Annotated in this window: 7 protein-coding genes and 1 pseudogene; 1 reads left to right on the top strand and 7 read right to left on the bottom strand. The window is 70.5% G+C overall.

All coding sequences use genetic code 11. The features are described from left to right. Positions 1-27: 27 nt before the first annotated feature. Positions 28-1,683 carry an alkaline phosphatase D family protein gene (locus tag IU450_RS36360; RefSeq protein WP_195154253.1) on the top strand — a complete coding sequence of 552 codons (1,656 nt, stop codon included), beginning with the start codon at positions 28-30 and terminating at the stop codon, positions 1,681-1,683. 36 nt (positions 1,684-1,719) lie between these two features. Here IU450_RS36360 and IU450_RS36355 read toward each other — a convergent pair whose 3' ends face one another. From IU450_RS36355 to IU450_RS36325, 7 genes and pseudogenes are all read right to left on the bottom strand, one after another. Then, positions 1,720-2,862: a metallophosphoesterase gene (locus IU450_RS36355; protein ID WP_195154252.1), complete on the bottom strand. Its 1,143-nt coding sequence runs from the start codon at positions 2,860-2,862 to the stop codon at positions 1,720-1,722. Positions 2,863-2,938: 76 nt separating this feature from the next. After that, positions 2,939-4,180 (bottom strand): tryptophan synthase subunit beta, encoded by a 1,242-nt coding sequence (trpB, locus tag IU450_RS36350; RefSeq protein ID WP_195154251.1) that lies wholly within the window; start codon positions 4,178-4,180, stop codon positions 2,939-2,941. Between the two features lie 167 nt (positions 4,181-4,347). Continuing rightward, the gene (locus IU450_RS36345) at positions 4,348-5,571 is read right to left on the bottom strand and encodes a serine hydrolase (protein ID WP_195154250.1); all 1,224 of its coding nucleotides are present in this window, start codon (positions 5,569-5,571) and stop codon (positions 4,348-4,350) included. Between the two features lie 41 nt (positions 5,572-5,612). Next, the gene (locus IU450_RS36340; RefSeq protein WP_195154249.1) at positions 5,613-7,124 is read right to left on the bottom strand and encodes a serine/threonine-protein kinase; all 1,512 of its coding nucleotides are present in this window, start codon (positions 7,122-7,124) and stop codon (positions 5,613-5,615) included. A gap of 18 nt (positions 7,125-7,142) precedes the next feature. Next, positions 7,143-8,612: a serine/threonine-protein kinase gene (locus IU450_RS36335; RefSeq protein WP_324197956.1), complete on the bottom strand. Its 1,470-nt coding sequence runs from the start codon at positions 8,610-8,612 to the stop codon at positions 7,143-7,145. 212 nt (positions 8,613-8,824) lie between these two features. After that, complete coding sequence (locus IU450_RS36330; protein ID WP_195154248.1) at positions 8,825-10,099, bottom strand: hypothetical protein; 1,275 nt, start codon at positions 10,097-10,099, stop codon at positions 8,825-8,827. Positions 10,100-10,830: 731 nt separating this feature from the next. Then, positions 10,831-11,518 (bottom strand): annotated as a pseudogene (locus IU450_RS36325) (lytic transglycosylase); the annotation flags it as partial.

The following is an 11,518-nucleotide window of genomic DNA, read 5'->3' as shown; positions in this document are numbered from 1 at the left end:
CCGCCGTGTGCGGCCTTACGCTGAATCATGGCCCTTTCACGTCGGAGATTGTTGCGAGTCGGCGCCGGGGGCTCGGCCGCGTTGCTGGTGGGAACTGCGGCGGCGAGCAGTGCCCGATTCCCCGCCCCACGCCGGCTCGGCGACCCGTTCGCCTTGGGCGTGGCGTCCGGCGATCCCGCGCCCGACGGGGTGGTGCTGTGGACGCGACTGGCCCCCGACCCGCTGGCGCCGGACGGGCTCGGCGGCATGCCGCTCGACCCGGTCACCGTCGACTACGAAGTCGCGCACGACGAGCACTTCCGCCAAGTGGTGGCGCGCGGGTCGGCGGTGGCCACGCGCGCACTCGGCCACAGCGTGCATCCGGAGGTGCACGGATTGGAGCCGGACCGGTGGTATTTCTACCGGTTTCGGGCAGGCTCGGCCGTGTCGCCGGTCGGCCGGACCCGCACCGCCCCGGCTCCCGGGCAGGCCATGGCGCGGTTGCGCTTCGCGTTCGCCTCCTGCCAGTCGTGGAGCTCCGGCTACTACACCGCCTACGAGCACATGAGCCAGGAAGACCTGGATCTGGTCGTGCATCTGGGCGACTACATCTACGAGCGGGCCTGGGTGCGTGGCCGGGCGGGCGTCGACATGGGGCCGAATTTCCGCGACGAGGCCGTCGACCTGCCCGGCTACCGCCTGCGCTACGCGCTGTACAAATCGGAGCAGCCGCTGCGCGCCGCGCACGCGACGTTCCCGTGGCTGGTGACGATGGACGACCATGAGGTCGACAACAACTGGGCCGCGGGGTCGCCCGGCATCGGTCTGGACATCTGGCGGGTCCCGGCCCTGTTCCGCCGCCGGCGCGCGGCCGCCTTCCAGGCCATGTACGAGCACCAGCCGCTGCGGCTGGCGCAACTGCCGAGCACGGCGGGGATGCGGATGCATCGCCGCTTCCGGTTCGGCGACCTCGCGGAGATCACGATGCTCGACACGCGCCAGTACCGCACACCGCAGGCCTGTGACGGTGCCGTGGTCAACGGCTGCGCTGAGCGGCTCGCGCCCGATCGAACCATTCTCGGAGCGGCACAGCGGGATTGGCTGATCGACGGCCTGGCGCGGTCGACGGCCCGCTGGCAGGTCCTCGGCAACCAGGTCGGCATGAGCCAGAACGACACCGACCCGGGCCCGGAACTGAGCGTCTCCACCGACTCGTGGGACGGTTACGTCGCCGATCGCAACGCCGTGCTGGGCGCCGCCGCGGCGCGCGGCGCGGGCAACCTGGTGGTGATCACCGGCGACCGGCACGAGAACCAAGCCGCCGATCTGCGGCGCGACTACACCGATCCCGGCTCACCGGTCGTTGCGGCGGAATTCACCGGCACCTCGATCACCAGCAACGGCGACGGAACCGATCTGAGCGACAAGGGCCGCACACTGCTCGACGCGAACCCGGACATCAAATTCTTCAACGCCCAGCGCGGATATGTCCGGGTCGAACTCGACCACCAGCTGTGGCGCAACGATTTTCGCGTCGTTCCCTTCGTCCGCCGTCCCGGCGCGCCCATCCAGACGCGCGCCGGTTATGTCGTCCAGAACGGGATTCCGGGCGTCGTCCAGGCATGGGACCCCGGCACCCCTGCCCCACCGGAGCCTTCCGCCGACACCGCCAGTCGAGCCGACGCCGACCGCGGCCACCGATGACGAGGCGGGCGGCCCCGGCTCCCCTCGAGCCGGGGCTCAGCCCGCCGCGGAGTCCGAACGCAGGACGAGCACGGTGATCTCGCTCGGCGCGAACACGCGCAGCTGAGGCCCCCAGAACCCGGTGCCCCGGCTGGTGTAGAGCTGGGTGCGGTCACCGTGGCGGCTCAGCCCCGCGACAACGGGCTGTTCGAGCCGGACGAGATAGTGGAAGGGCCAGATCTGGCCGCCGTGGGTATGGCCGGAGATCTGCAGCGCCACACCCGCGGCCGCCGCCTCGCGGACCTGTCTGGGCTGATGGGCCAGCAGAACGACCGGCGCGTCCGGGTCCGCGCCCGCGAGCGCGGCGGGCAGGTCGGGGCCGTGACCGGTCAGGCCGATGCCGGTGGGGTCATCGATGCCGGCGATCACCAGCTGATCGTCGCCGCGGCGCACCGTCTCGTGCTGGTTGTGCAACGGCTGCCAGCCGAGCGAGGCCATGTGATCGATCCAGCCCTGGGCGTCACCGAAGTATTCGTGGTTGCCGGTGATGTAGAACCGGCCGAGTTCGGCCTCCACCTTGCCGAGCGGATCCACCTGCGCGTGCCGCTTCGCCACCGACCCGTCCGCGAGATCGCCCGCGTGACAGGCGATGTCGGGGTGCTGCGCGTTGACCACCTCGACCACGCGTTCCGACCAGCGCAACCGGTCGAGTGCGGCGTAATGGGTGTCGGTCACGACGACCATGCGCAGACCGTCCAGTGCCGGTCCGAGACCGGGAATGGTCACCTGCACCGTGCGCACCCGCGGCACCCGGCGCGCCTCGAACACACCCCACGCCACCAGCGCCGTCGCGGCCGCGAGCACGCCCACCGCGACGATCCTGGAGCGAGCCGGATCACCGACGCCCGCGACGGTCAATCCGGCGCGCGCGAGATTCCCGAGCACCGACCAGCTGAAGAACACCCACATCACGCCGAGCAAGGTGTCGCCGACGATCGCGGCGGCATCCGACTGCGCGGGACCGTGACCGAGGAACATCGACGCCGGCAAACAGGCGAACCCGAGCAGGAACAGCGCGGAACCCGACCAGAACAGCGGGCCGGATTCCTGGGTCGGCGCCGCCACCAGAGTCCACCAGGGCAGCAGGAACAGCACGGCGGGAATCGCCAGGAACAACAGCAGGCGGGGCACAAACTTCAAGAGGGCTCGTCCTCGTGCGCGGGTGTAGCGCGCGGTCCCTCTCCGGCGCCATGGGCGCTCTCGACCATAGCAGCGGCTACGCCACCCCGAGCCGGTCGGCGGCGACGGCGAGATCCTTGTCACCGCGGCCGGACAGGCACAGCACGATCACCGAGTCCTCCGGAACCTCGCCGCGGCCTGCCATCTCCATCAGGTAGCCGACGGCATGGGCGGATTCGAGTGCGGCGAGGATGCCTTCGGTATGACTGAGTGCCTGCATACCGCGCAGGGCGACGGCGTCGGTGGCGGCGCGATAGGTCACGCGGCCACTGTCCTTCAGGTGGCTGAGTTCCGGACCGACGCCCGGATAGTCCAGCCCCGCCGCGATGCTGTGGGTGCGCGAGATCTGGCCGTCCTCGTCCTGCAGCAGATAGCTGTAGGACCCGTCGATCTCCCCGGGGCTGCCCATGCAGAGGGTCGCCGCGTGCTCGCCGGTCTCGACCCCGAGCCCGGCGGCTTCGACGCCGATCAGCCGCACCCGCTGGTCGCCCGCGAACGGATGGAAGACCCCGATGGCGTTGCTGCCGCCGCCCACGCAGGCCAGGACGTAATCGGGCAGCTTGCCTTCGGCGCGCACGATCTGGTTCCTGGTCTCCGCGCCGATCACCGTCTGGAAATCCCGCACGATCCGCGGATACGGCGCGGGCCCCGCAGCGGTGCCGAACAGGTAGTGGGTGGTGTCCACGTTGGCCACCCAGTCGCGGACCGACTCCGTGATCGCCTCCTTCAGCCGCCGCGAACCGATGTCCACCGGCCGCACGTCGGCGCCGAGCAGCTTCATCCGCACCACGTTCGACGCCTGCCGCCGCATGTCCTCGGTCCCCATGTAGACCACGCAGGTCAGTCCGAGCATCGCCGACACCGTCGCGACCGCGACGCCGTGCTGTCCCGCTCCGGTCTCCGCGACGATCCGCTTCTTGCCCATCCGCCTGGCCAGCAACGCCTGCCCGAGCGCATTGTTGATCTTGTGAGCGCCCGTGTGGGCCATGTCCTCGCGCTTGAGATACACCCGGGCGCCCGGCACACCCAGCAACTCACCGAACCGCCGTACCTGATGCAGCAACGTGGGCCTGCCCACCCGATCGCGCAACAGCTCCCGGTACTCGGCCATGAACACGGAGTCGGCGCGCGCGAGGCGGTAGGCGTCCTCCAGAGCCAACAGCGCCGCCATCAGGCCCTCGGGTACGAACCTGCCGCCGAACACGCCGAACCGCCCGCGTTCGTCGGGGAACATCTCGTGCCGGTAGCCGCTCACCGCCACGTCGTGGTCAATCCTCATCAACACCAACGCTTTCACCGCCAAAGAGCCGACGGGTCAGTCTGTTCCGCTAGCGCTAGCACAACCCCACAGGTTGGCAACAAGCGAGTTAACAGACTAAATCGTTCGGATGGCTAAGGTCTTCTCACTGGTGGAGGCATCGGCGCGGCCGGGCGCGGCGCGCGTGGCTATCGGCCGGCAGGCACGGTGGCGGAGATCTGCGCGACCAGCCGCCACGGCCGCTCGGTGTCGGTCGTGGCCTTGCCACTGGTGAGGATCGCACCGGACAGCCGACGCGCCGGGTCCGCCCAGCCGTACTGCGTGGTCAATCCACTTCGGCCGAAATGCGACCCGGTGTCGCGCCCGAACTTCGACCTGCGCCCGCCGAGTTCGAAGCCGGCTCGGCTGACCCGTCCTGCCACACCGGGTATCCAGCGAGCCGGTCGCACCGCCTCGGCCAACGTCTCCGGCCGGATGATCCGGCGGCCGTCCGGTGCGCCGCGCGTGAGTATCTCGTAGAACCGGGACAATTCGGCCGCCGTGGTGATCAGATTGCCCGAGGGCAGCTCGGCGGTGAGGAAGGCGTCGGTGGCCGCGCGTGAGGCGCGGTCCATTCGTCCGCCGATCGCTTTGCGCGCCAGATAGTTCGCGGTTCGTGACGGAGCCGGACCGGTTTTCACGCTGGGCACGACCTTGTCGAGATCCTCGGGCCGCACGCCGAAGTTGGTCCAGCGGAAGTCGAACGGCTCGAGCACCCGCTCGGCCAGATGCTCGCGCAGACGCTTGCCGGTCGCGCGCTGCACCAGCAGACGCAGGACCAATCCGAGGGTCAGCGCGTGGTACACCCGGAACCGTCCCGGCTTCCAGCTCGGGACGAGGTCGGCCAGCGCGCGCACCGCCAGTTCCTCGTCGAGGACCAGATCGACGCCCTGATACGGCGGCGTGACGAACGGAATCCCGGCGGAGTGCGAGAGCACGTCACCGATTGTGATGTCGGCCTTCCCGTTCGCCGCGAACTCCGGGATGTAGCGGGATACCGGCTCGTCCAGAGCGAACGCGCCCTGCTCGACGAGCATGAACATCAGTGCACCGGCCACGCCCTTCGCGGTCGAGAAACCACAGAACGGCGTCTCCGGGGTGGCCAAGATCTTCACCGCGTCCGGCCCGTCGCCCGGCGCGTTGCCCCAGCCGTGGCCGATGGTCCGGTTCAGCACGATTCTGCCGTCGCGGCGTAGGCAGACCTGAATCGCCGGGGTGCTGCCCAGGCGATACCACGCCTGCACCGACTCCCACAGGGATTCCACGCCGGAGCGGCTGAGCCCGGCCGCCGCGGGATCGTCCTCGGGACCCCGGGTCGTCACCGCGTCCAAGTCGTCGACGATCGTCACCGATCCAGCCGTTGCTGTGCTCACCCGGCCAGCTTATCCACCGTCGGCCGGTGCCGCCGTGCTGCTCACAGCGGCGCCGACCGCCACCACTGGTCGAACAGGTCCTGACCGGTGTGGTGATCCCAGGACACGTCGATGACGACCCATGCCAGGGCCGGGTCGTCGAAGCCGACGGTGAGCAGTCCGGTATTGCCGCCCGGGTAGTGGCTCCAGCGCACCCGTCCGGTACCGGACGGCCTGCGCCAGGTGTCCCGTCGGGTGGTGTCGTTGTCGATGTTGGTGTCGAACGTCGAGTCACGCCGGGGGTCACCGCGGCGGAAAGACCACACGTACCAATGGATGCCGTTGTCCTGACGGCATTCGACCGCGGGGGCGCCACCGTTGTTGACCACGTCGATGTCGGCGCATCGTGCGCCCTGATAGCCGGACCCGTCCGGTGTGGCCGGCAGCAGACCGGGCAACAGCGCGACCAGTTCGGCGTTACGCCCCCACGCTGCCGAGACCGCGGCCGTGGTCGCGCTCGGCGGCGGCGTGGTGGTACCGGGCGTGGTGGGCAGAGCAGCGCTACCCGGAATCCCCATTCCCGGAACCGTGTTCGGGCCCAGGACCAGCGCACCGGCGACCGCGAGCGACAGAACCAGCACGGCGGCCGCGGTGACCAGTATGCGAGGCGAAATCCGCGCGGACCGCGCGGGTTTCGGCGAAGGAACGGGGTGCGGCCGGGGTGGCGCGGTGCGCGGTGCGAATGCCGCCGCCGCAGCGACGGCCAGCGCGCGGCAACTGTCGTAGCGGTCTTCGGGACGCTTCGCCATAGCGGTGGCGATGACGGCGTCCAGCGCAGTGGGCAGTATCGGATCGGCCGTCGAGGGGCGTGGCGGCGGTTCGGCCAGATGCGCCCGCAGCACCGCCGCAGGAGTCGTGCGCGCGAACGGCACGGCGCCGGTGAGCATTTGATAGAGCGTCGCGCCGAGGGCGTAGACGTCGCAGCGATGGTCGAGCGCCTCGCCCCGGATCTGCTCGGGAGCGACGTAACCGAGCGTCGCGATCAGCGCTCCCGCGGCGGTCAGCCCGGTGGTGTCGTCACGGCTGCGCGCGATGCCGAAATCGGTGACGAAGACGTGGTCGCGCCCGTCGTCGCCGGTGGCGACCAGCAGGTTGGCCGGTTTGACGTCCCGGTGCAGCAGGCCGCGCCGGTGCGCGGCGTCGAGTCCCTCGGCCGCCTGGGCGAGGATCTCGATCACCCGGCTCGGCGGCAGCGCGCCCGACCGCTGCCCGATCAGCTGTGCCACGTCCGAGCCCGCCACATACCGCATCGACATCCACAGCTGGTCGTCGTCGCTGCCGCGGTCGTAGATCTCCACGATGTTCGGATGGTCCAGTCGCGCGGCCAATTCGGCTTCCCGCTGGAACCGGGCGCGGAATTCGGGGTCCGTGCCCGCCGACGGGTCGAGGACCTTCAGCGCGACCGACCGCGGCAGCCGTGGATGACGCGCCAGATACACCGTCCCCATACCACCCGAGCCGAGCGTGCGCTCGATGCGATACCCGGCGAACACCGAGCCTGGGCGCAGCGTCATGTCCTTCCCGTCCTCGGTTCAGATCGGCGCACCGCTCCACCATCTGTCGTACACGTCCTGGCCGCCGCTGCCGCCGGAAGCGCCGACGGTGCAGAAGCTGCGGTGATCGGTGAACGCCACGTCCAGCAAGCCGAAGCCGGCGAGGCTGTCGGTGGCCCAGCGGACCGTGCCCGCGCCGGACGGACGTGTCCACGGCTGTTCGCGCAGGTCGGCGCGGCCGAGGGTATCGGAGGTATAGGTCACCGGGCGGCGGGACGGGTCGCAGCGGATGTTGACGTTGATCCCGTCGTCGGTGGCCGCCGGGCAGTGCAGCCAGGCGCCGCGATCGTCGTTGAGGGCGCAACGCATGCCCTGGTAACCCACCCCTTCGGGGTCCGCGGGGAGCAGGTTCGGGAACGCCTCGACGATGTAAGCGGCCGGGCCCCAGGCGGACGTGGCCGGGGTACTGGTGGCCGCGGTAGTGGTCGTGGCCGACGAAACGATCGAGGACGGGGCGGCGACCGCAGTTCCACCGGATCGTTCGCCGGTGCGCAACAGAACCACGGCCAGCGTCGCGATCACGACCAGCACGACCGCCCCGGCGATCAGCGCGGGCCGTCCGGCACCCGCACGCGGAGCCGGCGGCGGGACCGCGGGTGCGGGCGGGAGCGGCGCGGGCTCGAGCGCATGGATCGCGGCGGCCGCCAACTCCCCGCAGCTGGCATATCTGGCCGCCGGGTTCTTCGCCATCGCCCGCACGATCACCTCGTCCATGGCCGGGGGCAGCGCCGGGTTCGCCATCGACGGGCGCGGCGGCGGCTCGTACAGATGGGCCTGCAGACTGGCCGCCGGCGTGCGGGTGCCGAAAGGCACTGCGCCGGTCAGCATTTCGTACAGGGTGCAGCCGAGGGAGTAGATGTCGGCGCGATGGTCGAGCGGTCCGCCGGTCAACTGTTCCGGCGCGGCGTAGGCGAAGCTGGCCAGTACCGATCCCGTCGTGGTCAGCGACGCGGTGGCCTCCAGCGGCCGGGCGATCCCGAAGTCGGTGATGCGTATCGCGTCCGACCCGTCGTCGGCCGTGGACACCAGAATGTTCGCCGGTTTCACGTCGCGGTGCAGCAATCCGCTGCGATGCGCCGCGTCCAGCCCGCGCGCTGCCGCGGCGACGATCCGCACCGCACGCCGGGCGGGCAGCACAGCCGGACCGCGGCGCACCAGCTCCGCGGCGTCCACGCCGTCGACGTACCGCATGCCGATCCACAGGAGATCGCCTTCGGCGCCCCGGTCGTAGATGGAGACGACATTCGGATGCTCCAGCCGGGCCGCCAATTCGGCCTCGCGCTCGAACCGAGCCCGATATTCCGCGTCCGCCCCCAGATTCGGATCGAGAATCTTCACCGCGTCCAGGCGCGGCAGCCGCGGATGCTCGGCCAGATACACCGCACCCATCCCGCCCGCCCCGATCCGGCGAATGATGCGATAACCAGCGAAGACATCGCCAGGCTGCACAGACAAGACGCGCCCTCCTCCCTGACCGAGCAGAATACCGGCCGTCACGTCGCCTGCCCGGCCGAGCCCGCGAAGACCTCACACCGGCGCGACTGTCCACGGAGCGAGAGATGATCTGATGGCGCCGCGAGCGGCTCATCCGGCTGGACGTGGCGACACCTCGTGCCACCGGGCACGGGCTGCGGCGTTATATGGCTGGCCCCAGGTCGGGATCAGCGGCCGTGCAGCCAGCTCTCCTTCAGTTTCCAGTGGTTGTCCCACCACGCCTGCACGACCGCGGGGTCGGCGTTCCAAGGCGGAGGCGGGGACTCGCCAGGAAAGAGGAAGGTGTCGTCCGGCGCCGCGGCGGTGGACGGCGGCTGCACGGGTGGTACGGGAGATTCCGTCGTGGTCGGCCGATGATGGCCCGAAGGTGGTTGCTGGTCCGCAGGCGGTGGGCCGGGAGCAGGCGGAACGGGTGGTACGACCGGAAACTGCTCCTGGGCCTCCGCAGGCTGCGGCGCCGGTGGCGGCGGCACCGCCTGCTCGGGGTACGGCTGCGGGGTGTACTCCGCGGCTGGTGGCGTGGCTACCGGGACCTGCTCGCCGGCGGGGGCCGGTGGCACGGCGGCGGGATTCGGATCGATGAGCTGCGCGGCGGAGACAGGCGCCTGCGCGGGGCCGATCTCAGAGTTCGCCGGGCTTTCCGCACGCTCCTGCACGACCGCGACCGCGCCGCCGCCCAGCAGTGCGGCGGCGGCCGCCCCGATCAAGATCGCGCGGCCGGTGCGCCGGCGATCGGACGCGACCGGCGTCGCCGGTGCGCTCCGGAACGGAGCGGCGGCAACCAGCGCGGCGCCGTACGCGGCAGCGTTGGCGTAGTCGGGCGCGGCGATGACGGGTAGGCCGAGCCCGAGTCGCAGCGCCGAGACGACCTCCGGATTTCCCGCCGAGCAGCCGCACAGGACCACGGCGTCGGGCCGCAACCCGGCCGCCGCCAAGCTCGGTTGGATCCGGTCGACCGCCAGCCCCGCGGCATTCGCGTCGACGACACCGGACATCCACGAGTCCGAGGCGAGAATATGGTCCCGATTCGGCCCCACAACCAGGTAGGACGTGTGGTAGCCGACGATCTCCAGGACCAGCAGGGGGCCGTACTTCTCCAGACCCGGAAGGTCCTCGAGCAGCGCCAGCAGCGCCGTCTTGATCGACACGAGCGACGCCGATCGCCACGCCGCCGACGACAGCTGCGACACGATCGACCGCCGCTCGGCCACCGTCCGGTACGCCACCGCCACGTCATCGATCTCGGTGTCGGTGTCGGTGTCGGATCCGGCGTCGGCGGTCAACGCGTCGATGGCGGCGGCGACCGACGCGGCGATCGAGTGCTCGACCGGCTGTTCGACCTCCCGCAGCACCGTGGGCCGGGTACCTTGTGGCGCCGTGGACGACAGCATCACGCCACGCACCACGGTTTGTTCCGCTGAAATACCGACTGTGGCCCTCATGAGATCACCTCTGCTCGAGACCGGTCTTGAAAGAGGTTCGTCACCGCGGTCGCCAACGATTGGCCGAGGTTCTTTTTCCAACCATGCGTGGTCGCGTAGCGCCCCTGATGACGGGCCGCGAAAACTACGAAGGCATCTGTCTCGCAGCCAGTACAACGTCCCGTCCGGCGTCTGCGACACATCGCACACTACACCCGTTACCAGGGCATTTCATCAAAGAACACGAGTTGACGCGGCACGACCACCCTCTGCCGCGATCATCCGCGCTCGAGGCGCTTGCGTCGGCGTCCAGGTACCGACGAGCTGAGCGCTGAATGTTTGCTCGACACCGTGACCGAAGCGCCAATGGGCCGTTGCCCAGATGAGTTCGTCCGGTCCGGAGAAAGCTTCGATATGCCTCACCGACGCCTGGGGGTCCGATCGCCGGGCAGGCTGCGGGAAGGTCGTATCGCAAAACGTCGGACGCCCCGAGGTGTCGGCTGGGGCGGGCCGCGTGCGCGCGAATCAGCTCGATGACTTGTAGCTCCGGAGGTGGACGGGTGGTACCGGCCATCCACGACCGGAGCGCCCCGCAGCGGACCGCCTGCACCGCCACGACCAGCACGACGCACCACAACGAATGCCAGCCGGAAGTCCGGCACACTTCTGCGCGGACTCGTTCACCCCCTCCCTCGGGCCGTGCATGACGATCACGGCGTCCACGAGGCGGCCCCGCGGTGGAAGCTCTCGGGTCAGCCCGCCGGTGGAGGCGGCGGCGGTGCGGGCAGGGGAATCACGATGCCGAAGGGAAGGGTGATCCCGGGCGGCGGCGTGGGAACCGGTTCGGGAGCGGGCGCCGGTTCGGGTTCCGGTGCGGGCGGTGTGGCGGTGGCCGGTTCGGGGTCAGCGGGCGTGGTGTCCTGCTCAGGGGCACCAGGTGCGGCGTGCGGCTCGGGCGCACCTGGATCGGGGCCGGTGGCGGCGTCCGATCCTGGTTGCGAGCAATCGGCCGCTCCGGCCTCGCCCAGGCCGGATTGCCCGGCGGCGTCCGCGTCCGCCTGCGCTGCGGGGTTGTTCGGGTCAGGGTCGGGTAGTCGCCCGGGGGCCGCGCCGAAGGGTTGCCCAGGCGCGAGCGGCGTACGCCCGATGCCGGCCTGTCCCGGTTGTGGCATGGGTGCGGGGATCGGTTGCGCCGCACACGGATGCACCGGTGGCGGTGGGCAGAAGATCCCGCACGGAATCGGCGGCAGACCCGGAATCGTGATCATCACCTGCGTCGGCAGCGGCCGCGGCCGCGGGCGCGGCGCCTGACCCGCCGCCCGCGCCTGCTCGCCCGGATCAGTGCCCGGCACACCGGTACGCACCGCCGACATATCCGAACCCGGCGACAACACCCCCGGCGGCACCAGATCCGGCGAAATCCGCACCTGCGTCGGCGAA

Source organism: Nocardia abscessus, assembly GCF_015477775.1.
Classification (GTDB): Bacteria; Actinomycetota; Actinomycetes; order Mycobacteriales; family Mycobacteriaceae; genus Nocardia; species Nocardia abscessus_A.
The sequence above is the reverse complement of the archived record's forward strand: the minus strand, read 5'-3'. Positions and strand labels throughout refer to the sequence as shown.

Bases quoted from the DNA above. Each gene is read 5' to 3' on its own strand.
- IU450_RS36340 (WP_195154249.1), bottom strand. From the start codon at position 7,124: ATGACGCTGCGCCCAGGCTCGGTGTTCGCCGGGTATCGCATCGAGCGC.
- trpB (WP_195154251.1), bottom strand. From the start codon at position 4,180: ATGAGGATTGACCACGACGTGGCGGTGAGCGGCTACCGGCACGAGATG.
- IU450_RS36330 (WP_195154248.1), bottom strand. From the start codon at position 10,099: ATGAGGGCCACAGTCGGTATTTCAGCGGAACAAACCGTGGTGCGTGGC.
- IU450_RS36360 (WP_195154253.1), top strand. From the start codon at position 28: ATGGCCCTTTCACGTCGGAGATTGTTGCGAGTCGGCGCCGGGGGCTCG.